Annotated in this window: 25 protein-coding genes; 15 read left to right on the top strand and 10 right to left on the bottom strand. The window is 73.7% G+C overall.

The window, feature by feature from the left end; all coding sequences use genetic code 11:
- The first annotated feature begins 11 nt into the window (after nucleotides 1-11).
- Both mshB and FIP57_RS06510 read left to right on the top strand, forming a co-directional pair.
- Nucleotides 12-911, top strand: a complete 900-nt coding sequence (gene mshB, locus FIP57_RS06515) for an N-acetyl-1-D-myo-inositol-2-amino-2-deoxy-alpha-D-glucopyranoside deacetylase (protein WP_148572726.1) — start codon at nucleotides 12-14, stop codon at nucleotides 909-911.
- 48 nt (nucleotides 912-959) lie between these two features.
- A complete protein-coding gene (locus FIP57_RS06510; protein ID WP_148572725.1) occupies nucleotides 960-2,705 on the top strand; it encodes a VanW family protein in 1,746 nt (581 codons plus the stop codon).
- A gap of 80 nt (nucleotides 2,706-2,785) precedes the next feature.
- Here the strand turns inward: FIP57_RS06510 and FIP57_RS06505 are convergent, their stop codons facing one another.
- Complete coding sequence (locus FIP57_RS06505; protein ID WP_148572724.1) at nucleotides 2,786-3,805, bottom strand: GNAT family N-acetyltransferase; 1,020 nt, start codon at nucleotides 3,803-3,805, stop codon at nucleotides 2,786-2,788.
- 117 nt (nucleotides 3,806-3,922) lie between these two features.
- On the opposite strand from FIP57_RS06505, the gene fdxA reads away from it, so the two are divergent.
- Nucleotides 3,923-4,249: a ferredoxin gene (gene fdxA, locus FIP57_RS06500; protein ID WP_148572723.1), complete on the top strand. Its 327-nt coding sequence runs from the start codon at nucleotides 3,923-3,925 to the stop codon at nucleotides 4,247-4,249.
- Between the two features lie 26 nt (nucleotides 4,250-4,275).
- On the top strand, nucleotides 4,276-5,400 hold the full coding sequence (gene dapC, locus FIP57_RS06495) for a succinyldiaminopimelate transaminase (protein WP_275266137.1): 1,125 nt from the start codon (nucleotides 4,276-4,278) through the stop codon (nucleotides 5,398-5,400).
- A 115-nt stretch (nucleotides 5,401-5,515) separates the two neighbouring features.
- On the opposite strand, the gene FIP57_RS06490 is transcribed toward dapC, so the two are convergent.
- The 3 genes from FIP57_RS06490 to dapD all read right to left on the bottom strand — a co-directional run bounded on the left by FIP57_RS06490 (nucleotide 5,516) and on the right by dapD (nucleotide 7,948).
- Nucleotides 5,516-5,797, bottom strand: a complete 282-nt coding sequence (locus FIP57_RS06490; protein WP_148572721.1) for a hypothetical protein — start codon at nucleotides 5,795-5,797, stop codon at nucleotides 5,516-5,518.
- A gap of 176 nt (nucleotides 5,798-5,973) precedes the next feature.
- The gene (locus FIP57_RS24410) at nucleotides 5,974-6,942 is read right to left on the bottom strand and encodes a VldE C-terminal domain-containing protein (RefSeq protein WP_238993327.1); all 969 of its coding nucleotides are present in this window, start codon (nucleotides 6,940-6,942) and stop codon (nucleotides 5,974-5,976) included.
- A gap of 34 nt (nucleotides 6,943-6,976) precedes the next feature.
- The gene (dapD, locus tag FIP57_RS06480) at nucleotides 6,977-7,948 is read right to left on the bottom strand and encodes a 2,3,4,5-tetrahydropyridine-2,6-dicarboxylate N-succinyltransferase (protein ID WP_238993326.1); all 972 of its coding nucleotides are present in this window, start codon (nucleotides 7,946-7,948) and stop codon (nucleotides 6,977-6,979) included.
- A 91-nt stretch (nucleotides 7,949-8,039) separates the two neighbouring features.
- Between dapD and dapE the strand changes: the two genes are divergently transcribed.
- From dapE to FIP57_RS06440, 8 genes are all read left to right on the top strand, one after another.
- Nucleotides 8,040-9,155: a succinyl-diaminopimelate desuccinylase gene (gene dapE / locus FIP57_RS06475; RefSeq protein ID WP_148572718.1), complete on the top strand. Its 1,116-nt coding sequence runs from the start codon at nucleotides 8,040-8,042 to the stop codon at nucleotides 9,153-9,155.
- Nucleotides 9,152-9,922: an LOG family protein gene (locus tag FIP57_RS06470; RefSeq protein ID WP_148572717.1), complete on the top strand. Its 771-nt coding sequence runs from the start codon at nucleotides 9,152-9,154 to the stop codon at nucleotides 9,920-9,922. The genes dapE and FIP57_RS06470 overlap by 4 nt, the downstream gene beginning before the upstream one ends.
- Nucleotides 9,919-10,236 carry a DivIVA domain-containing protein gene (locus tag FIP57_RS06465; protein WP_148572716.1) on the top strand — a complete coding sequence of 106 codons (318 nt, stop codon included), beginning with the start codon at nucleotides 9,919-9,921 and terminating at the stop codon, nucleotides 10,234-10,236. The genes FIP57_RS06470 and FIP57_RS06465 overlap by 4 nt, the downstream gene beginning before the upstream one ends.
- The gene (locus FIP57_RS06460; protein WP_148572715.1) at nucleotides 10,233-10,802 is read left to right on the top strand and encodes a DNA-3-methyladenine glycosylase I; all 570 of its coding nucleotides are present in this window, start codon (nucleotides 10,233-10,235) and stop codon (nucleotides 10,800-10,802) included. The genes FIP57_RS06465 and FIP57_RS06460 overlap by 4 nt, the downstream gene beginning before the upstream one ends.
- A gap of 136 nt (nucleotides 10,803-10,938) precedes the next feature.
- The gene (locus FIP57_RS06455; protein WP_148572714.1) at nucleotides 10,939-11,106 is read left to right on the top strand and encodes a DUF3117 domain-containing protein; all 168 of its coding nucleotides are present in this window, start codon (nucleotides 10,939-10,941) and stop codon (nucleotides 11,104-11,106) included.
- A gap of 21 nt (nucleotides 11,107-11,127) precedes the next feature.
- Complete coding sequence (locus FIP57_RS06450; RefSeq protein WP_148572713.1) at nucleotides 11,128-12,693, top strand: leucyl aminopeptidase family protein; 1,566 nt, start codon at nucleotides 11,128-11,130, stop codon at nucleotides 12,691-12,693.
- Nucleotides 12,690-13,040 carry a hypothetical protein gene (locus tag FIP57_RS06445; RefSeq protein ID WP_148572712.1) on the top strand — a complete coding sequence of 117 codons (351 nt, stop codon included), beginning with the start codon at nucleotides 12,690-12,692 and terminating at the stop codon, nucleotides 13,038-13,040. Before FIP57_RS06450 ends, FIP57_RS06445 begins: the two co-directional genes overlap by 4 nt.
- A 3-nt stretch (nucleotides 13,041-13,043) precedes the next feature.
- Nucleotides 13,044-13,592, top strand: a complete 549-nt coding sequence (locus tag FIP57_RS06440; protein WP_148572711.1) for a GNAT family N-acetyltransferase — start codon at nucleotides 13,044-13,046, stop codon at nucleotides 13,590-13,592.
- A 4-nt stretch (nucleotides 13,593-13,596) separates the two neighbouring features.
- Here the strand turns inward: FIP57_RS06440 and FIP57_RS06435 are convergent, their stop codons facing one another.
- Complete coding sequence (locus FIP57_RS06435; RefSeq protein WP_148572710.1) at nucleotides 13,597-14,241, bottom strand: O-methyltransferase; 645 nt, start codon at nucleotides 14,239-14,241, stop codon at nucleotides 13,597-13,599.
- A gap of 196 nt (nucleotides 14,242-14,437) precedes the next feature.
- On the opposite strand from FIP57_RS06435, the gene FIP57_RS06430 reads away from it, so the two are divergent.
- The 3 genes from FIP57_RS06430 to FIP57_RS06420 are packed head-to-tail and all read left to right on the top strand — an operon-like array spanning nucleotide 14,438 to nucleotide 16,972.
- Nucleotides 14,438-15,103, top strand: coding sequence for a sigma-70 family RNA polymerase sigma factor (locus FIP57_RS06430; RefSeq protein ID WP_148572709.1), 666 nt, complete (start codon nucleotides 14,438-14,440; stop codon nucleotides 15,101-15,103).
- Entirely contained in the window at nucleotides 15,103-15,594 is a 492-nt protein-coding gene (locus tag FIP57_RS06425; RefSeq protein ID WP_148572708.1) for an anti-sigma factor family protein, read from the top strand. Before FIP57_RS06430 ends, FIP57_RS06425 begins: the two co-directional genes overlap by 1 nt.
- 43 nt (nucleotides 15,595-15,637) lie before the next feature.
- A complete protein-coding gene (locus tag FIP57_RS06420; protein ID WP_148572707.1) occupies nucleotides 15,638-16,972 on the top strand; it encodes a S1C family serine protease in 1,335 nt (444 codons plus the stop codon).
- A gap of 6 nt (nucleotides 16,973-16,978) precedes the next feature.
- On the opposite strand, the gene FIP57_RS06415 is transcribed toward FIP57_RS06420, so the two are convergent.
- From FIP57_RS06415 to FIP57_RS06395, 5 genes are read right to left on the bottom strand one after another with little or no spacing between them, the layout of a single operon-like run.
- On the bottom strand, nucleotides 16,979-17,308 hold the full coding sequence (locus FIP57_RS06415; RefSeq protein ID WP_148572706.1) for a sec-independent translocase: 330 nt from the start codon (nucleotides 17,306-17,308) through the stop codon (nucleotides 16,979-16,981).
- A gap of 22 nt (nucleotides 17,309-17,330) precedes the next feature.
- Complete coding sequence (locus tag FIP57_RS06410; protein WP_148572705.1) at nucleotides 17,331-18,494, bottom strand: Mrp/NBP35 family ATP-binding protein; 1,164 nt, start codon at nucleotides 18,492-18,494, stop codon at nucleotides 17,331-17,333.
- 4 nt (nucleotides 18,495-18,498) lie between these two features.
- Entirely contained in the window at nucleotides 18,499-19,080 is a 582-nt protein-coding gene (locus FIP57_RS06405) for a DUF1003 domain-containing protein (RefSeq protein ID WP_148572704.1), read from the bottom strand.
- Nucleotides 19,067-20,350, bottom strand: a complete 1,284-nt coding sequence (locus tag FIP57_RS06400; RefSeq protein ID WP_148572703.1) for a magnesium transporter MgtE N-terminal domain-containing protein — start codon at nucleotides 20,348-20,350, stop codon at nucleotides 19,067-19,069. Before FIP57_RS06400 ends, FIP57_RS06405 begins: the two co-directional genes overlap by 14 nt.
- Nucleotides 20,351-20,388: 38 nt before the next feature.
- Entirely contained in the window at nucleotides 20,389-20,787 is a 399-nt protein-coding gene (locus FIP57_RS06395) for a hypothetical protein (RefSeq protein WP_148572702.1), read from the bottom strand.
- Nucleotides 20,788-20,808 lie beyond the last annotated feature (21 nt).

Genomic DNA, 20,808 nt, shown 5'->3' with positions numbered 1-20,808 from the left:
GAGTGGGGCCCATGGACCGACGGCTGCTGCTCGTGCACGCCCACCCCGACGACGAGACCATCAACAACGGCGCGACGATGGCGAAGTACGTCGCCGAAGGTCGCCAGGTCACCCTGGTGACCTGCACCCTGGGGGAGGAGGGCGAGATCCTCGTCCCCGAGCTCGAGCACCTCGCCGCCGACCGCGAGGACGCGCTGGGGGAGCACCGGATCGGCGAGCTCGCCGACGCGATGAAGGTCCTCGGCGTCACCGACCACCGGTTCCTCGGCGGCCCCGGTCGCTACCGCGACTCCGGCATGGAGTGGGGGTCGGCGATGAGGGCGGTCCCCAAGTCGACCGTCCGCGACGACACGTTCTGGAGGGCCGACCTCCTCGAGGCGTCGAACCACCTCGTCGAGATCCTCCGCGAGGTCCGCCCCCAGGTGCTGGTGACCTACGACGAGACCGGGGGCTACGGCCACCCCGACCACATCCAGGCCCACCGGGTGGCGATGTACGCCGCCGCGCTCGCAGCTGTCCCGTCGTACCGCCACGACCTGGGGGAGGCGTGGGACATCCCGAAGATCTACTGGGTGGGGATGTCGCTGAGCGCGATGCGCGAGCAGCGCCAGCGGTTCGAGGAGGCCGGCGTCGAGAACCCCTTCGAGGAGATCAGCCTCGAGGAGCCGCCCGCGTTCATGCTCGAGGACGCCGACATCGCCTGCGCGGTCGACGGCACGGCGTACGCCGACCTGAAGATGGAGGCGATGGCGGCCCACCGCACCCAGATCTCGGTCGAGGGGCCGTTCTTCGCGCTGTCGAACCAGATCGGCAACCAGGTGTGGGGCGTCGAGCACTACCGGCTCGTGAAGGGCATCCAAGGCCCCGTCGACGAGCGCGGGTGGGAGGACGACCTGTTCGCGGGGCTCTGACCGGGTGGCGCCACGGCGCCGTCGGTGCGGCTCCGTAGCCTTGGGGGCGTGACCGACCGGCTGTTCCTCGACGACATCGCCGACGACGAGCCGTCGTCGGACCCTGGCAAGCGTGACCGACGGTTCCTGCGGTGGCTGCTGCTGGCCGTCGTCCTCGTGGTCGGCGGGCTCTACGTCGCCGGGCTGGCGTTCGCCAGCGACCGGCTCCCCGAGGACACGCGGATCGCCGGCGTGGAGGTCGGCGGCCTCAAGCCCGACCGCGCCGAGCAGGTCCTGCGGGAGCGGCTCGGGGAGCGCATCGACCGCCCGATCACGCTCGACGTCGACGGCCGCACGTTCGACCTCGAGCCGGCCCAGCTCGGGCTCGACGTCGACGTCGCGGCGTCGGTCGACCAGGTGCCCGTCGGCCGCACGTGGAGCGTCGCCGAGATGTGGGAGACCCTCGTCGGCGGGGAGGAGTACCCCGCCGTGGTCACCACCGGATCGGGTGTCCTGGAGGAGCGGCTCCAGGAGATCTCCGAGGAGGTCGGCGAGCCGCCCGTGGAGGGCGCGGTCCGGTTCGAGGCGTCGGGCCCCGAGGCGACCTTCCCCGAGGCCGGCAGCGGGCTCGACGTGGCCGCTGCTTCCGAGGCGGTCGTCGCCGCCTTCCCGTCCGACGGCGAGCCGGTGCGGCTCGACCTGGTCGACGTCGAGCCGGAGCTGGACGTCCCCGCCGTCACCGCCGCGATGCGGGAGTTCGCCGACCCGGCGATGGACGGACCGGTCACCTACCGGGCGGCCGGCCAGCGGGTCTCGCTCGACCCGGCCGACTACGCATCCGCGCTCTCGATGGAGGTCCGCGACGGTGTGCTGGAGCCGGCGGTCGACGTCGACCGGCTCCGCAGCCTCCTCGACCCGCTGCTCGAGGACGTGCTCCAGGGGCCCCAGGACGCCACCGTCCGGGTCGTCGACGGGCGGCCGAAGGTGGTGCCCGGGCGGGCCGGCCGCGCGGTGGACGACGAGCGGCTCGGCGACAGCTTCCTGGCGCTGGTGGTGAGCGAGCGGCGGGCGGCCCGGCTGCCCACGGTCGACACCCCGCCCGAGGTGACCGTCAAGGACGTCCGCGCCCTGGGCGTGAAGCAGAAGGTCTCTCAGTTCACGACCTACTACCCCCACGCGGAGTACCGCAACATCAACATCGGCCGCGCCGCCGAGCTGATCGACGGGACCCTGCTGAAGCCGGGGGAGACCTTCAGCCTCAACGAGATCGTGGGCGAGCGAACCGCGGAGAACGGCTTCGCCCGCGGCACGATCATCAGCAACGGACTGTTCAAGGAGGACTACGGCGGCGGCGTCAGCCAGGTCGCGACGACCACGTTCAACGCCGCGTTCTTCGCCGGCCTCGAGGACATCGAGCACAAGCCGCACTCGGTCTACATCGACCGCTACCCGGTCGGCCGCGAGGCGACGGTCGCCTGGCCCACGGTCGACCTGAGGTTCCGCAACGACACCGACTACGGCGTGCTGATCCAGACGATCCACACGCCGAGCAGCTGGTCGAATTCAGGGTCGCTCACGGTCCGGATGTTCTCGACGAAGGTGTGGGACATCCAGGCGCTGACCTCCGAGCGCTACGCCTACACCTCGCCCGGCACGCAGACGCTGACCGGCGACGACTGCGTCCCGAACACCGGCTACTCCGGGTTCCAGGTCGACGTCACCCGGGTCTTCCGCAAGGCCGGCGAGTCGGAGATCCACCACACCGAGAAGATGCACACCACCTACATCGCCTCGGACACCGTCATCTGCCGCTGACCCGCCGAGTCGTCGCATCTTCACGCCGATCGCACCTCGAGTCGTCGCATCGTCACCGTGAAGATGCGACGACTCGGCGCTCAGGGGGAGAGGTACCAGGTGCGGTGGTGCTCGACGAACCCGATCCGGTCGTAGAGCGCCAGCGCGGCGTCGTTGTCGCCCCGCACCTGGAGGTACGCCGCGGTGGCGCCCCGCTCGGCGGCCCACCCGAGCAGCGCCTGCATCACCGCGCCGGCCAGCCCGCCGCGCCGGTGCGACGGGGCCACGTGCACGTCGGTGACCCCGGCCCAGACGTCGGCGCGCACCGACAGGGAGGCCCGTCCCTTCGCGACCACGGTCCCGTCCTCGACGACCGAGGCGAAGACGACCTCCTCCGGGCCCTCCAGCACGCGCGTCGCCGGCTCCAGGAACCGCTGCGCCCGCTCGTCGTCGGCGAGCCACTGTGCCGTGACCCGGCCGTCGAGCGCGACGTCCACGTCAGGAGCCCCGCGCAAGGCTCGGCGCACGCCCGCCACGCCGCCGATCAGGAACGACACCGTCGTCGCGTAGCCGGGGGAGGGCTGCCACCCCTCCTCGCGGAGCCGCGCCTCCTGCTCCGAGCCGGCGACCACCTGCGCCCGGGCCAGCAGCGCCCGCTCGTCGTAGAACCGCCGCACCCGCGCCACGGCCTCCGGCCAGGCCGCCCCTGGTTCGCCGACCAGCAGCGCGGAGTTGGCCCGCGCCGAGAACCCCTCCGAGGCGCGCAGCACCCACTCGCCGAGGTCGACCCGCTCCAGCGGGGGCCAGCCGTCGACCGCCCGCCGCTCGGCCACGTCGACCGGGACCCGGAGCCGGACCGGCGGCCGGGGGGGCACCGGCTTGCCGGCCACCACGGTGGACCGGTCGACGACGACGGACGAGCCGTCCTCCCGGCGTACGGTCAGGGTCGTGGCGCCCCACTCCTCGAGCACGCCGAGCACGTCGTTGAGGACGGGGCCACCGCTCGGCCCTGTCCCGGGCAGCGTGTGGCGGACGACCACGCGGCTGCCGAGGCAGTGCGGCCCGAGCCCGGAGGCCGGCGCCGACGGCGGCGGCTGCCCGCTGGTTGGATCGGTCGCCACGGTGACCCTCGTTTCCGGTTCAATGACGGGTGCCAGGGGCCAGGTGGGTCCGGCCCGCTGCGGATACTAGGCTGGCCCCCGCGGTGCGAGCCGCGACCGCTGACGAGGAGGAGACAGGTGACCTACGTCATCGCACAGCCCTGCGTGGACCTCAAGGACCGCGCGTGTGTCGACGAGTGCCCCGTCGACTGCATCTACGAGGGCAAGCGGATGCTCTACATCCACCCCGACGAGTGCGTCGACTGCGGTGCCTGCGAGCCGGTCTGCCCGGTCGAGGCGATCTACTACGAGGACGACACCCCGGAGCAGTGGAAGGACTTCTACAACGCCAACGTGGAGTTCTTCGACGACCTGGGGTCGCCCGGTGGCGCCGCGAAGATGGGCGTCATCGACAAGGACCACCCGCTGGTCGCCGCGCTGCCGCCGCAGGAAAACCAGGAGTGAGCTCCGGCTCCGGCCCAGCCTCCGTCGTGCCGTCCCCCGGTCCCCGGTGGGCGGCACGTCCGGTTTCCGGCCGGCTCCCCGACTTCCCCTGGGACAAGCTCGTCCCGATGGCCGAGCGGGCCCGGAGCCACGCGGGCGGCATCGTCGACCTCTCCGTCGGCACCCCCGTCGACCCGACGCCCACGGTCGTCCGTGAGGCGCTCGCGGCCGCCGCGGACGCGCCGGGCTACCCGCTGACCGTCGGGCGTCCGGAGCTCCGGGCGGCGTGCGTCGACTGGCTGGCGCGGCGGTTCGGCGTCACCGGGCTCGCCCCCGACCAGGTGCTCCCGACGATCGGCTCGAAGGAGCTGATCGCCTCGCTCGCCGGCCACCTCGGGCTCGGACCCGGCGACACCGTCGTCTACCCCGAGCTCGCCTACCCGACCTACGAGGTGGGCGCGGCGCTCGCCGGCGCCACCGCCGTCCCGTCGGACTCGCTCACCGCCCTCGGCCCCCAGCCGGTCTCCCTGGTGTGGGTCAACTCGCCGTCGAACCCGACCGGCCGGGTGCTGCCGGTCGACCACCTGCGCAAGGTCGTCGCCTGGTGCCGCGAGCGCGGTGCGCTGCTGGTCTCCGACGAGTGCTACCTCGAGAGCTCCTGGGAGGAGCCGCGCCCTTGGTCGGTGCTCCACCCCGACGTCAGCGGCGGCGACCACACCGGGATCCTCGCGGTCCACTCGCTGTCGAAGCGGTCGAACCTCGCCGGCTACCGTGCCGCGTTCGTCGCCGGCGACCGGTCCGTGGTCGCCGAGCTCCTCGCGGTCCGCAAGAACCTCGGGCTGATGGTGCCGGCGCCGCAGCAGGTGGCCATGCAGGCCGCGCTCGAGGACGACGCGCACGTCGAGGAGCAGCACGCGAGGTACGCCGCCCGCCGGGCCGTCCTCCGCCGGGCGCTCGAGGGCGCGGGGTTCCGGATCGACCACTCCGAGGCGTCGCTGTACCTCTGGGCCACCCGCGACGAGCCCTGCTGGACGACGGTCGGTTGGCTCGCGGACCGGGGGATCCTGGTGGCGCCAGGAGACTTCTACGGCCGCCGGGGGGCGCGGCACGTCCGGGTCGCGTTCACCGCGACGGACGAGCGCGTCGCGGCCGCCGCCGAGTGGCTCGCCTGACGCCCGTCGCCCGAGGATGGACCGGGGTCGGCACAGGTGAACGAGCTTTGACGCCGTACGACGCGGAACCGGTGAGAGCTCGTTCACGTGCTCGTCGTACGACCACGGCTCCAGGTCAGGCGTAGGCGGGCTGCGGGTTGACGTGCGAGCCCATCGGACGGGCGCCGCTGATCGACTGGTACGGCGAGGCCGCGAGCACCTTCACCGCGGAGATCCGCTCGGTCCGGATCACGCAGTGCTCGCCCTCGAACCCCTCGACCACCACGCCGGTGCCGTCGTTGGCGGCGATGCGGCCGCTGAGCCAGGTGCCCTCGACGAGCAGCGTCACGTCGTACCCGTTCTCGGCGGCGCGGTCGAGCGCCATCCCCATCGTGTAGAGCATCGACGACTGACCCATGAGAACCCCCGGACCTCGGCGGCGGCCTTCCGTGGCCGCCTCGTGGTGATCAGTCTGGGCAAACCGGACACCGGTCTCAATCCATCGTGGGCGACTCGGGACCTAGGTCCGGTGGATCGGGGCGGGTTGTCCGACGAGGCGCCGAACCGGGGACTGGTCCCGGGGCAGGGGACCCGTCAGTCCCCTTCGGCCACGTCGACGTGGACGTGGTCGCGGTGCAGCAGGATCGCGCGGGTCCGGGGTTCGGCGTCCTCGGCCGAGGAGGGGGAGTACTCCCGCCACCCCTGCTCCGAGCGGCGCCCGGCGCTCCAGATCCGGCCGTCGAAGATGACGTGGTCGAGCTCGAGGTCGACCGCGTGCGCCACGAGGTACGACGCGATCGCCCACCCGCGCCGCTTGTTGGCGTCGTTCACCGGCCGCACGAAGACGTCGATCGCCCGCCCCTCGTAGTGCGCGGATCCCTCCATGTGGCCGGTGTCGACGCCGCCCGGCTCGAACCCGCCCAGCGGCAGCTCGCCGAACACCTCGACGAGCCGCTCGCGCACCCGCTCCGCGCGCGGCGTGAGCCCCGAAGGTCCCTCGCTCTCCGCGGAGACCGACGGGTCGGAGGCGACGCAGGAGAACCGTGCCGGGCTCCACCCGGTCAGTGCCGACGCGAGCGCCCGGGCACCCTCGGCGTGCTCCTCGTAGGCCTCCGGGAACCCCGACCGCTGCACCGCCTGGGCGGCCTCGGTGATCCGCATCTCCTCGTAGCCCTCGACCTCGACGAGCTCGTCGTAGAAGGCGTTGGCGGCATACGTCGGGTCGAGCAGCTGCTCCTCGGTGCCCCACCCCTGGCTCGGCCGCTGCTGGAAGAGGCCGACGGAGTCCCGGTCGCCGTAGTCGATGTTGCGGAGCTTGCTCTCCTGGAACGCGGTGGCGAGCGCGATCGACACCGCGCGGGCCGGCAGCCCGCGCCGGACGGCGACCGCGGCGATCAGCGCGGCGTTCTCCGACTGGGTGGTGGTGAGCTCGACCTCGGTGCCGTCGACCTCGGCGGTGCACCCCTCCGGGTCGGGCAGGGGGCCGGCGCCGAGCCACACCAGGAGCCCGCCCGCGGCGGCCAGCACGACGACGGCCACGAGCGCGACGAGGAGCCGGGCCATTCCCGCCTCGGTCCTCCGCGATGGGCGAGCCGGGTCAGTCGTTCGCATGCAGGGCGGCGTTGAGCTCGATGCCCTGCCGCTTCCACGGCACCGCCTCGAGGGCGCCGCTGACCGAGTTGCGTCGGAAGAGCACGTTGCTCGCACCGGAGAGCTCGGCCGCCTTGACCGTGCGCGGTGCGTCGCCGTCGAGGACGGCCACCTTGGAGCCGGCGGTGACGTAGCAGCCGGCCTCGACGACGCAGTCGTCGCCGAGCGAGATCCCGATGCCGGCGTTGGCGCCGAGGAGGCACCGCTCGCCGATCGAGATGACCTCCTTGCCGCCGCCCGAGAGGGTCCCCATGATCGACGCGCCGCCGCCGATGTCGGAGCCGTCGCCGACGACGACCCCGGCGCTGATCCGCCCCTCCACCATGGAGGCGCCGAGCGTGCCGGCGTTGTAGTTGACGAACCCCTCGTGCATCACGGTCGTGCCGGAGGCGAGGTGGGCCCCGAGCCGCACGCGGTCGGCGTCGGCGATGCGGACGCCAGTGGGGACGACGTAGTCGGTCATCCGGGGGAACTTGTCGACGCCGTACACCGAGACCTGCTGGCCGGCCCCCCGCAGCCGGGCCCGGGTCAGCTCGAAGCCGTCGACGGCGCACGGGCCGGCGCTCGTCCACACGACGTTGGTGAGGAGCCCGAAGATCCCGTCCAGGTTGACGGTGTGCGGCCGCACCAGCCGGTGGCTGAGCAGGTGGAGCCGGAGCCAGACGTCCGGGGTGTCCGCCGGGGGCGCCTGGAGGTCGTCGACGACGGTGCGCACCAGCTCGCGGCGCACGCCGCGCAGCTCGTCGGCGCCCTCCAGCGCGGCCAGCCCGTCCGGCGCCTCCTGCGGCACCTCGCCGAGCACCGGCTCGGGGTACCACACGTCGAGGACCGCGCCGCTGCCTTCGGCCACGGTCGCGATCCCGAAGCCCCCGGCGCGGGAGGGACGGTCTGGAGTCTGGGAGGGGGCGGCGGCGCTCACGCGGCCAAAGGTAGCGAAGCGCGGCAACGGCTCCGACGCCAGTCGGGCCGACCGGCGACAACTGTCGGAGCGGGTTGGTTGGATGGTCGGCATGGACTCCCTGGACCTCGCGTCGGACCCGGTCGCCCTGACCGCCGCGCTCGTCGACATCCCGTCGGTGAGCGGTGACGAGCAACGCATCGCCGACGCCGTGGAGCGCGCGCTGCAGGAGTGCGCGCACCTCGAGGTGCTCCGCATCGGCAACAACGTCGTGGCCCGCACCCGGCTCGGCGGGCCGGAGCGGGTGGTCCTCGCCGGCCACCTCGACACGGTCCCGGTCAACGACAACCTGCCGTCCCGGCTCGAGGGCGGGATCCTCCACGGGCTCGGCAGCTGCGACATGAAGGGCGGCGTGGCCGTGGGGCTCCACCTCGCGGCCACGGTGACCGAGCCGGTGCGCGACGTGACCTACCTGTTCTACGAGTGCGAGGAGGTCGAGGCGGAGCTCAACGGGCTCAACCGCTTGGCGCGCGAGCGTCCCGAGCTCCTGGAGGCCGACTTCGCGGTGCTGATGGAGCCCTCCGACGGCGTGGTGGAGGCCGGCTGCCAGGGCACGTTGCGGGTGGAGGTGACCGCGCGCGGCGAGCGCGCGCACTCGGCCCGCAGCTGGATGGGGAGCAACGCGATCCACGCGGCCGGTGACATCCTCGACCGGCTCCGCGCCCACGAGCCGCGCCGCCCGGTGATCGACGGGTTGGAGTACCACGAGGGGCTCAACGCGGTCTTCATCTCCGGAGGGGTCGCCGGCAACGTCGTCCCGGACCGGTGCGTGGTGACGATCAACCACCGGTTCGCCCCCGACCGCACCGAGGAGGAGGCCCTGGCCTTCGTCCGCTCCCTCTTCGAGGGGTACGACGTGGTGGTGACCGACTCGGCGCCCGGCGCGCTCCCCGGCCTCGCGGTGCCCGCAGCCGCGGCCTTCGTGGAGGCCGTGGGCGGGCAGGTGAACCCGAAGTTCGGTTGGACCGACGTCGCGCGGTTCACCGCACTCGGGGTGCCCGCCGTGAACTACGGTCCCGGCAACCCGATGTTCGCGCACAAGCAGGACGAGCACGTGCCCGTCGACCAGGTCGTGACGGTCACCGACCGGCTGCGACGGTGGTTGGAGCAGCCGGGGCCGGGGGACAGCCCGGGGACAGCCACGACGACGGAGGGGGAGCCACGATGACCGAGGAGAGGTTCGAGCGCACCGTGGGGCGCGTCCAGCTGCGGGGGCAGCAGGTGAAGCGCTCCACGCGGGGCGGCTCGACGACCGACCAGCGGCTGCTCGACAGCCGCGGCCCGGCCGACTGGGTGCACACCGATCCGTGGCGCGTGCTGCGGATCCAGAGCGAGTTCGTCGACGGCTTCGGGGCGCTCGCCGAGCTCGGCCCGGCGGTGTCGGTGTTCGGCTCGGCGCGCACCAAGCCCGACGACCCGGTCTACGCGCTGGCCGAGGAGGTGGGCCGCCACCTCGCCGAGGTGGGGTTCGCCGTGGTCACCGGCGGCGGGCCCGGCGCGATGGAGGCGGCCAACAAGGGCGCCTGCGAGGCCGAGGGCACCTCGGTCGGGCTCGGGATCGAGCTGCCCCGCGAGCAGGGGATGAACCGCTGGGTCGAGCTCGGCGTCAACTTCCGCTACTTCTTCGTCCGCAAGACGATGTTCGTGAAGTACTCCCAAGGGTTCGTCGTCCTCCCGGGCGGCTTCGGCACCTTCGACGAGCTGTTCGAGGCGCTCACCCTCGTGCAGACCGGGAAGGTGACGTCGTTCCCGATCGTGCTGGTCGGCACCTCCTACTGGTCCGGGCTGCTCGACTGGCTCCGCGAGCAGCCGCTCGGCCTCGGCACGATCAGCCCGGAGGACCTCGACCTGCTGCAGCTCACCGACGACCCGGCCGAGGCGGCACGGATCATGGCCGACGCCGCCGAGCAGCGGCTCCGGGGCACCCAGCGATGACGTGGCTCTTCGCGCTCGTGGTCGTGGTCGCCCTCGGCGCCACCGCGGTCGTCGCGACCGGCCGGGGCGGCAGCATGACCGAGGTCCACGACGACCGCCCCGACGCGCTGGTGCCGGCCGACCGGCCGCTCACCGCGGCCGACCTGCGCCGGGTCCGGTTCAGCACCGCGCTGCGCGGCTACCGGGCGGCCGAGGTCGACGCGCTGCTCGAGCGGCTGGCCGACGAGCTCGAGCAGCGGGCCGCTGCCGAGGAGCCGGCGAGCGGGTCGCCCACCGCTCCTGGCACGCCCGAGGCTCCACCGGCGGCCCCGTGACCGAGGTCGGGCCGGACGGCGTCCCGCGGTGCCCCTGGGCACTGTCGACGCCGGACTACGTCACCTACCACGACGAGGAGTGGGGCCGGCCGCTCCGCGGTGACCGCGAGCTCTACGAGCGGCTGACCCTCGAGGCGTTCCAGTCAGGGCTGTCGTGGCTGACGATCCTCCGCAAGCGCGACGGGTTCCGCCGGGCGTTCGACGGGTTCGACCCGGCGGCGGTCGCGGGCTACGACGACGCCGACGTGCACCGGCTGCTCTCCGACACCGCGATCGTCCGCAACCGGGCCAAGGTGGAGGCCGCGATCCACAACGCCCGGGCGGTGGTCGAGCTCGACGGCGGGCTGACCGAGCTGCTCTGGTCGTTCGCGCCGCCGCCCGGTCGCCCGGCGCCCCGCACGCTCGCCGACGTCCCGGCGACCACCCCGGAGTCGACGGCGATGGCCAAGGAGCTCAAGCGGCGCGGCTTCCGGTTCGTCGGCCCCACGACGGCGTACGCCCTGATGCAGGCCACCGGGATGGTCGACGACCACCTCGCCGACTGCGTGGCCCGACGGGCCGGCTGATCACGGAATCAGGACGGTTCCCGGGTCGTTTGCCCACGGATTGGTCATGTGGGCGATAATGGATCGTCATGCGTCGCCGGAGGGGTCCTGAGGGCGCGCGCCAGGCCGACGAGAGCTTGTAGGAAGAGGTGTTCGGATGGCGGCCATGAAGCCGCGGACGGGCGACGGTCCGCTCGAGGTCACCAAGGAGGGGCGCGGCATCGTCATGCGCGTCCCGCTCGAAGGTGGCGGGCGCCTCGTGGTGGAGCTCAACGCCGACGAGGCCGGCGCCCTCGGCGCGGCCCTCAAGGAGGTCGTGGGCTGACCGGGACGGCCGCTCACGCAGATGGCTGAGCTGGAAGCCGGCATCGACACCGGCACGGGGGACGGGCTCCTGCCCGACGTGGAGCTGAGCGGCTCCTCGCTGACACAGATCCCCGGCGCCGACGTGCTCGCGCTGCCGTTCGAGAAGGAGGACGACGAGCTCGTCCTCGGGCCGGGGGCCGCGGAGGTCGTCGACCGCATCGGCGTCGACCTGCTGAGGCTGCTCGAGCGCCACGAGGCCAAGGGCACTGCCGGCGAGGTCGTCGAGCACCTCGTGCTCGCCGCCGACGACGACCTGCCCGGCACGGTGCTGCTCGTCGGCGTCGGGAGCCGGCGCCCGGGCGACCTGCGCCGCGCCGGCGCCGCCGTCGCCCGCTGCACCCGGGGCCGCGACCGCGTCGCGACCTCCGTGCCTTCGGTCGCCCACGACGCGGGGCTGCGCGCCTTCGTCGAGGGGCTGGTGCTCGGGTCGTTCACCTTCCACCGGAAGACGTCGGGCCCGCAGCGCCCCGCCCGTCGCTTCGTGCTCGCGCAGCCGGGGAGCCCCGACCGGCGGTCCGAGGCGCTTGCCGCGGGGCTCGCGTCCGGACGCGCCGGATGGCTGTCCCGGTCGCTGGCGCTCACCCCCTCCAACGAGAAGAACCCCGCCTGGATGGCCGACCGGGCCACCGAGGTCGCCGCCGCCTCGGGGCTCGAGGTCACGGTCCGCGACGAGAAGGCGCTCGCCAAGGAGGGGTTCGGCGGCATCCTCGGGGTCGGCCAGGCCTCGGCCACGCCGCCCCGGCTGGTGGAGCTGCGCTACACGCCGTCGACCGGTGCACGCCGCGCCGCGCACGTCGTGCTGGTCGGCAAGGGGATCACGTTCGACACCGGCGGGCTCTCGATCAAGCCGGCCGAGGCGATGATGAACATGAAGCGCGACATGACCGGCGCCGGCGTCGTGCTCGCGGTGATGCGGAGCCTCGCCGAGGTCGGCTGCCCGGTCCGGGTGACCGGGCTCCTGGCCTGCGCCGAGAACGCCGTCGACGGCAACGCGCTTCGCCCGGGCGACGTGATCCGCCACTACGGCGGCCGCACCTCCGAGGTCACCAACACCGACGCCGAGGGGCGGCTGGTGCTCGCCGACGCGCTCGCCTACGCCGTCGACAAGCTGGCGCCGACGGTCCTCGTCGACGTCGCCACCCTCACCGGCGCCATGAAGATCTCGCTGGGGCAGCGCACCGGCGGGCTGTTCGCCTCCGACGACGCGCTCGCCGACCACCTGCTCGCCGCGGGCCGGGCCGCGGGCGAGCCGCTGTGGCGGATGCCGCTGGCCGACGACTACGAGGAGCTGCTCGAGTCCTCGGTGGCCGACGCCGACAACGCGGCCGGCACTCCTGGCGCGATCACCGCCGCGCTGTTCCTCCGCCCGTTCACCGGCGGTGTCCCGTGGGCCCACCTCGACATCGCGTCGGTGGGCGACTCGCCGGTCGACGCGTTCGAGTGGACCGCGGGCGCGACCGGCTTCGGCGCCCGGGCGCTGCTGCACTGGCTCGAGCAGCGCCAGCCGCTCGCAGGCGTCACGCCGCCACGGAGGAGGAACCGATGACCGCACCGCTCCACGGACTCACCGTCCGCTGGTCGCTCGCCGACGCGCCCGCGGGCACGGCGGCGGAGCTCGCGGCGTACGTCGAGGAGAGCTCGCACGCCCGCTTCACCGGCATGGAGGGGCTGCGGTTCAAGACCTGGCGGATGCGCGTGGGCGAGTGGTTCGAGGGGTGCTACGTCTTCGAGTCCGACGCCGCCCGCGCGGCCTTCCAGGAGCAGTTCACCGCCACCGCGGCCGACGCGCCGGGCTCGAAGCTGGTCGGCGCGCCGCCGGTGCTCGTCGAGCCGTGCCAGGTGGTCGCGGTCGCCGAGGGCGCCGCGGGGTTCCTCGCCGCACCCCGCTACTGAGCCGTGCGGCTGGTCGACCCCGACGTCCGGTACCACCGCTCGTACCTCGCCGCGCTCGCCGAGGCCGACGACGCCGGTGACGACAGCCTCCGGCTGCCGTCCTGGCCCGCCGAGGGGCGGTTCCCCGGCGTCGACTTCACCGCCGAGGGGCTCCGCCACCCGGACACCTTCGCCGAGCTCGTCCGGTTCCTGCTCCGGCAGCGCGACCCCGACGAGCCGCGCCCCCGGGCGTACGTCGCGGCCACCGAGCTGTGGATGGTCGAGGACGGTGAGTACGTCGGCCGCATCGCGCTGCGCCACGAGCTCAACGAGCTGCTCCACGAGTGGGGCGGTCACATCGGCTACGCCGTCCGACCCTCCGCGCGCGGGAAGGGGCACGCCACCGCGGCGCTCCTCGACATGCTCGAGCTCTGCGCCGAGCGGGGGATCGACCCGGTGCTGGTGACCTGCGACATCGACAACGTCGCCTCGCGGCGGGTGATCGAGAAGGCCGGCGGGCAGTACGAGGACACCCGCCAGGGGAAGCTGCGCTACTGGGTCCCCAGCAGCTGACGGCTCAGGCCAGCTTGCGCGCCACGAGCAGCCCGTCGCTCACCGGCAGCATGACCGGCAGCAGCTCCTCGCTCTCGCGCACCTGACGGCCGAGCTCGCGGATCGCCACGGTCTCCGGGTCGCGCTGGGCGGGGTCGGCGACCCGGTCGTGCCAGAGGGCGTTGTCGAACGCCACGACGCCGCCGGGCTTGAGGAGCCGGAGCGCCTCGGTGAGGTAGTCGGAGTACTCCCGCTTGTCGCCGTCGCAGAAGACCAGGTCGTAGTGGCCGTCGGTCAGCCGGGGGAGCACGTCGAGCGCGGCACCGTTGATCAGCCGGGCCCGCTGGGAGGCGATCCCGGCGGCGGCGAAGGTCTTCTTGGCCACCCGCTGGTGCTCGGCCTCGGTGTCGACGGTGGTGAGCACGCCGTCGGGGCGCATCCCCTGCAGCAGCCACAGCCCCGAGACGCCGGTGCCGGTGCCGATCTCCACGACCGACTTGGCCTGGGTCAGGTTGGCGAGGAACCGGAGGACCGCGCCGGCGCCCTGGCCGAGCGGCGCGATGCCCAGCTCGGCGGCGCGGGCCCGGGCCTCGGCGAGCGCCTCGTCCTCGGCGACGAACTCCTCGGCGTGCAGCCAGCTCGCAGGCTTGAGTCCGGTCGGTCCGGGCATGGGTGGCCCCCTCCATCAGCGGCGTTGCAGCACCGGTGACCCCGGCGTGGTGACAGCCGGACTCTACCGAACGCCCGGCCCGCGTCCGCCCGCTGCTCCGCCGGGGTCGCAGCAGTTCCACGGGGAGCGTTCAGCGCGCTCTCAGCCGGCGTCCCTAGCGTGGTGCTGCCGCCCCGTGCGGCACGAGGAGACGCCGATGACCACGCAGACCGACGAGCCCACCCGGGCCGCCGCGTCGTACGACGCCCCGGGGACCGACCCTGCCCAGGAGCGCCCCACCTGGGAGGAGCTGGTCGAGCAGCACTCCGCCCGCGTCCACCGGCTCGCCTACCGGCTGACCGGCAACCGCGCCGACGCCGAGGACCTCACCCAGGAGGTCTTCGTCCGGGTCTTCCGCTCCTTCGACGGGTTCGACTGGTCCCGCACCCGCCCCGGCAGCGTCGAGGCCTGGCTCAACCGGATCACCACCAACCTGTTCCTCGACTCCGCCCGGCGCCGCTCGCGGATCCGGTTCGACCCGATCGCCGAGGGGATCGACACCAAGGCGCCGCTACGCGTGGCGGCGTCCGACCGGCGGGTCCTCGACTCGCTGTTCGACCCCGACGTGGAAGCCGCGCTCGCCGCGCTGTCCCCGGAGCTGCGCGCCGCCGTGGTGCTCTGCGACGTCGAGGGGCTCAGCTACGAGGAGATCGCCCGGGTGCTCGGCGTCCGGATGGGCACCGTCCGCTCGCGGATCCACCGCGGCCGTGCCCAGCTCCGCAAGGCGCTGGCCCACCGTGCGCCCAGCGGGGGTCGCGAGCGATACTCGGGTCCCATGGAGCTCCACCACGCCGTCCCGCCCCAGGCGGGGACCCCGTCGTGATGCGGTCGTTCTCCCGGCACCTCGGCTCCACCGTCTCGGCGATGGTGGACGGGCAGCTGCCGCCCGCCGAGCTCGACCGGGCCTGGCGCCACGTGCTCGGCTGCGCGAGCTGCCGGGCCGAGGTCGAGCGCGAGATGTGGCTCAAGCAGCGGCTCGCCTCGCTCGGGGCGCCGCCGTGCCCCACCGAGCGGATCACGGAGTCCCTCTCCGGCTGGCAGTCCGGCGAGCGCGGCGAGGTGGTCACCGGCTGGTCGTCGGTGGTCTCCGACTACCGCCACCCCCGGCGGGGGACCGGCGTCGCGATCGGTGTCGGCGCCGCCTCGGTGGTGGCGCTGATGGGCTGGGGGCTCACCGCGGTCGTCGGCGAGACCGGCTCCGCCCCCGCGGGCGCCAACGTCGGCGGCTCGCCCAGCGCCCGCCCCACTCCCACCACGTTCACCGGCCCGGGCGGCTCCCGCTCCTCCGAAGGGCTCCCTGCGCCGCTGCGCTGACCGACCCGGCCGTCCGTTTCGACCGGTGGGCCACAATGGCCCGGTGACCCCGCCCGGCCCCGACGACCAGCGCGTCGACGACCCGACGGCGCACGAGGACCACCAGGGCACGCCCGGAAACGGCCACCCGGAGAGCCACCCCTACGGCCCGCCGCCCTTCGCGGGGCCGCCCTTCGGCGCCCCTCCGGCGCTCCACCAGCCCGCACCCCAGCCCCAGCCGCAGCCGGGCTGGTCGCAGCCCCGTGACGTCTGGGCCACCCCCGGCGCCCCGGTGCCGCCACCACCTTCCGAACGGCGGCAGGGAGCGGTCCCCGGCTGGGTCTGGCCCGTCCTGCTCAGCACCGCCCTGGTCTTCGGGCTGCTCGGCGGCCTGGTCGGCGGCGCGATCGTGCTGCTGACCGGCTCCGAGGACGGCGTGCTCTCGGGGAGCAGCACCGCCGAGCCGCTCGACCCCGACAACCGCAGCGTGGCCGCGGTCGCCGAGAAGGTGCTGCCGAGCACCGTGCAGATCCGCGCGGCCGGCGCGGGTGGCGACGAGACCGGCTCCGGCGCGACCGGCTCCGGGTTCGTCGTCGACGACGAGGGCCACGTCATCACCAACAACCACGTCGTCGAGGGAGCGGCCGACGACGGCACGATCACCGTCGTCGACAACGACGGCCGGGTCCGGGAGGCGACGATCGTCGGCCGCAGCCCGGTGTACGACGTCGCGGTGCTCGAGGTCCGCAACACCGGCGGGCTGGAGCCCGTGGCGCTCGGCTCCTCGCGGACGATGCACGTCGGGGAGACCGTGGTCGCGATCGGGTCGCCGCTCGGCCTGTCGAGCACCGTCACCTCGGGGATCATCAGCGCCGTCGACCGCCCGGTCACCACCAGCGGCGCGGGCGACGTGTCGTCGTACATCAACGCGGTGCAGACCGACGCGGCGATCAACCCGGGCAACAGCGGTGGTCCGCTGGTGAACCTCCGCGGCGAGGTGGTCGGCGTGAACTCCGCGATCGCCACCACCGGTGGCCCGGCGATCGGGCAGCGCGGCAACATCGGCGTCGGGTTCGCGATCCCGATGGAGCAGGTGCGGGTGACCGCGCAGCAGATCCTGCGCCGGGGCGAGGCGGAGTACCCGATCATCGGCGCCGACGTCAGCAACTCCACCGAGGGCGCGACCCTCGTCGAGGTGCCCGACGGCACCCCGGCCGACCAGGCCGGGCTCCGCGACGGCGACCGCGTGGTCGCCGTCGAGGGCTCCCCGGTCCCGGACGCGATCGCGCTCATCGTCGCGATCCGCACCCACCGGCCCGGCGAGACGATCACGCTGACCGCGCAGCGCGGCGACCGTCAGTTCACCGTCGACGTGCGGCTCGACGCGAAGGTCGGCTGAGCAGGCTCAGGTCGCCTCGACGTCGTACGGCGGCGTCTCCCCGGCCCGGAGCGGTCGCTCCTTCCGCCGGGGGGCGGGCTCGTCGTCCTCGTCCTCCCACGCCTCCATGATGTGCTTGCGCAGCGCCTTGCGGGGGTCGAGGTCGGTGAGCTCGAAGTCGGCGTACTCCGGCCCGAGCTCGTTGCGGATGTCGTCGCGGGTCTGCCGCGTGAGCGTGCGGACCTGACGCACCATCCGGCCCGCCTGGCGGGCGAAGTCGGGCAGCCGGTCGGGCCCGAAGACGAGCAGCGCGACGACGCCGATCACGAGGAACTCGGCGAGCCCGATGCCCATCATGGGCACATCATGGCCGACAGCCTCAGAACTTGCCCGCCGGGGTGAGCCCGAGCTGCATGCCGGCCAGGTTGCGGCTGCGGCCGCCGAGCCGCTCGGCGATCGCCGAGAGGGTGACCGCGGCGGGCGCCGAGGGGTCGGCCGAGACGATCGGCCGGCCCGAGTCGCCGCCCTCGCGGAGCCGGGTGTCGAGCGCGACCTCGCCGAGCAGCGGCACGTCGTAGCCGAACCGCTGGGACAGGGTCTGCGCCACCCGGCCGCCACCGCCGGAGCCGAAGACGTCGAGCCGGTGCTCCTTGCCCTCGGCCGCGCAGTGCGGGCAGGCGAGGAACGACATGTTCTCGACGACGCCGACGACCCGCTGGTGCATCATCGAGGCCATCGTCCCGGCGCGCTCGGCGACCTCGGCCGCCGCCTCCTGCGGGGTGGTCACCACGACCACCTCGGCGTTGGGGAGGTGCTGGCCGAGCGAGATCGCCACGTCACCGGTGCCGGGCGGCAGGTCGAGCAGGAGGACGTCGAGGTCGCCCCAGAAGACGTCGGAGAGCATCTGCACGAGCGCCCGGTCGAGCATCGGGCCGCGCCACGCGACCACCTGGTCGCGCCGCGGCTTGAGCATCCCGATGCTGATCACCGACGGCCCCTCGGAGGTGGGGACCGGCATGATCGTGTCCTCGACCTGGGTCGGTCGGGAGTCGGCTACCCCGAGCATCGCGGGGACCGAGTGGCCGTAGATGTCGGCGTCGACGATGCCGACCTTCAGCCCGGAGCGCGCCATCGCGACGCCGAGGTTCACGGTGACCGAGGACTTGCCGACGCCGCCCTTGCCGGAGGCGATCGCGAAGACCTTGGTGAGCGAGCCGGGCTTGGCGAACGGGATCTCTCGTGCCGCCTGGCCGCCGCGCAGCGTCGCCTGCAGCGCCGAGCGCTGCTCCTCGTTCATCACGCCCATGTCGACGCGGACGCCGGTGACACCGGGCACCGCGGCGACGGCGGCGGTGACGTCCTTGGTCAGCCGGTCGCGCATCGGGCAGCCGGACACCGTCAGCAGGATCCGCACCACCACCGCGCCGGACGGGTCGATCACGACGTCGTCGACCATGCCGAGCTCGGTGATCGGGCGGCGGATCTCCGGGTCGTCGACCTTGGCCAGGGCAGCGGTGACCTGCTCGGTGGTGGGGGAGCTCATCCCTCTAGCGTACGGTCCTCTCCTCGGTGGCCTCCCCGGCTCCGGCGTCGTCTTCCTCACGCCCCGAGCGGGTGAGCTCCTCGATCTCGGTGAGCAGCGTCCGCAGCTCCGAACGGACGTAGTCGCGGGTGGCGACCTCGCCCAGTGCCATCCGGAGCGCCGCCACCTCGCGGGCCAGGAACTCCATGTCGGCGCGGGCCCGGGCGTTGTCGCGGCGGTCGCCCTCGGCGATGACCCGGTCGCGGTCCTCCTGGCGGTTCTGCGCGAGCAGGATCAGCGGAGCGGCGTACGACGCCTGGAGGCTGAGCATCAGGGTCAGGAAGATGAACGGGAACGGGTCGAACTTGTCGTCGTCCGGTGCCAGCCAGTTCCACAGCAGCCAGAGCGTGACGAACAGCGTCATGTAGAGCAGGAAGCTCGCGGTGCCCATGAACCGGGCGAACCGCTCGGCGAACCTGCCGAAGGCGTCCTCCTCGAAACGAGGCCGCCGCAGCAGCCGCCGGGAGGTGTCGCGGGGGACGTCGAGCCGGGCCGTGCGCGACGGCTGCTCGCGGCGCGACGTCTCCTTCGCCTCACGCCTGGACACGGAGCCTCCCCGGCAGGCCGCGCGGCCGGTCGCGCCAGTTCTCCGGCAGCAGGTGGTCGAGCAGGTCGTCGACGGTCACCGCGCCGAGCAGCCGCCCGTCCTCGTCGAGGACGGGCGCCGCGACGAGGTTGTACGCCGCGAGGTGGCGGGCGACGTCCTCCAGGGTGGCCGACGGCTTGAGCGGGTCGGCCTCGGAGCCGTCGATCATCGCCCCGAGCATCGTGGACGGCGGTTCGCGGAGGAGCCGCTGGATGTGCGCGACGCCGAGGAGCTTGCCGGTCGGCGGCTCGAGCGGCGGGCGCACGACGTAGACCATGGCGGCGAGCGAGGGGGTGAGCTCCGGGTTGCGCACCCGGGCCAGCGCGTCGGCGACGGTCGCGTCGGGCGGCAGGATCACCGGCTCGGTGGTCATCATGCCGCCGGCGGTCCGCTGCTCGTAGGTCATCAGCCGCCGCACGTCCTCGGCCTCGCCGGGCTCCATCAGCAGCAGCAGCTTCTCGGCGATCTCCGGCGGGAGGTCGGCGATCAGGTCGGCCGCGTCGTCGGCGGACATCTCCTCGAGCACGTCCGCGGCGCGCTCCTCGTCGAGCTGGCGGAGGATCTCGACCTGGTCCTCGTCGGGGAGCTCCTCGAGCACGTCGGCGAGCCGCTCGTCGTCGAGCGCGGCCGCGATCTCGCCGCGCCGCTTCGGCGGCAGGTCGTGGATGACGGTGGCCAGGTCGGCCGGCTTCATCTCCTCGAGCGCGGCGAGCAGGTGGGTGGCGCCCTGGCTCTGCGGCGAGTGGAACCCCTCGATGTCGCGCCACTCGACGACGTGGGTCTGCCCGCGCCGGCCGAACCCCCCACGGGTGCGGCGCCGCGACCCCTCCTGCACCGCGACCCGGCTGACCACCCAGTCGCGGTTGCGCTCCTGCTCGATCGCGAGGTCGTAGACGGTGCCCTCCACGCCGCTCTCCTTGATCCGCACGGTGCGGTCGAGCATCTCGCCGACCACCAGCGTCTCGCTGGGGCGCTGCTCGAAGCGGCGCATGTTGACCACACCGGTGGTGATGATCTGCCCGCTGTCGATGCTGGTGACCCGGGTCATCGGGATGAAGATCGCGCGGCGCCCGAAGACCTCGACGACGAGCCCGACGATGCGCGGCGGCAGCTGCCCCGGGCGGACCACGGCGACGAGGTCGCGGACACGACCGACCTGGTCGCCTGCCGGGTCGAAGACCTGCAGCCCGGCCAGGCGGCCGACGAAGACGCGGGTCGGGGACGTGGTCACACCAGCCAATGTAGTGCGCCGGGGCCCTCGTCCCGTGGCTACGGGGCCGGGGTGAGCCGGACGAGGCGCGCCTCGCGGGCCCAGGCGTCGCGGGTCGCCGCGGGGTCGGCGAGGTTGAGCCGGACGGCGAGCAGCGCCGAGGCGTGCTCGTCCCAGGCCGGGGTCCCGGGCGGCACCACGTCGGGGTGAGCGGTGCACGAGACGAGCGCCGTGCGCGCCTCCTTCGACCGCAGCGTCACCCGGACCTCGGTGGTGTCTGCCAGGCCGGGCAGCTCCTGGTGGTCGTCGCCGTCGACGACCACCAGCGCGTCGTCGTGCCACAGGTGCCACACGAGCCGGTCACGGACCTCGCCGCCCGGGTGGCTCCAGGCGAGCCAGCACACGCGCGACTTCCGGGCGGCCTCGGCGACCAGTGCGAGGTCGGTGGGGCTGGACACCCCGTGAGCGTGCCACAGGGG

Origin of the sequence: Nocardioides caldifontis (assembly GCF_008087345.1) — a bacterium.
GTDB lineage: Bacteria > Actinomycetota > Actinomycetes > Propionibacteriales > Nocardioidaceae > Marmoricola_A > Marmoricola_A caldifontis.
The sequence above is the reverse complement of the archived record's forward strand: the minus strand, read 5'-3'. Positions and strand labels throughout refer to the sequence as shown.